This window comes from Paraburkholderia sp. SIMBA_053 (assembly GCF_046534895.1).
Taxonomy (GTDB): Bacteria; Pseudomonadota; Gammaproteobacteria; order Burkholderiales; family Burkholderiaceae; genus Paraburkholderia; species Paraburkholderia caledonica.
The window spans coordinates 1-238 of record NZ_JAWRXU010001627.1 but is presented as its reverse complement, the minus strand read 5'-3'; the positions used below and the strand labels follow the sequence as shown (position 1 = coordinate 238).

The following is a 238-nucleotide window of genomic DNA, read 5'->3' as shown; positions in this document are numbered from 1 at the left end:
ATCGCGCCCTGCGGCGTGAAGTCGTGCCGCGCCGCCTTGCGCACCAGTCGCTCGGGGTCGGCCACCAGCTGATCGATGACCAGCAGCGGCGCGCCCTCGTTGCCGATGCGCGAGGCACTGACGCGGACCTGCGGATGCAGGTTCAGCAGCATCGGCGAGGACTCAGGCCACGCCCGAGCGCGGCCTTGCGCCGCACCCTTCCGGGCCGGCCTTGCAGTAGCGTTCGATGAAGCCCTGC

At 71.4% G+C, this 238-nt stretch carries 1 protein-coding gene; it reads right to left on the bottom strand.

Translation table 11 applies throughout. From position 1 onward, the window contains the following. Positions 1-152: DUF6445 family protein (locus SB753_RS41065; RefSeq protein WP_410805679.1), on the bottom strand; the 152-nt coding region annotated here is incomplete at its 3' end. Between the last annotated feature and the right edge of the window lie 86 nt (positions 153-238).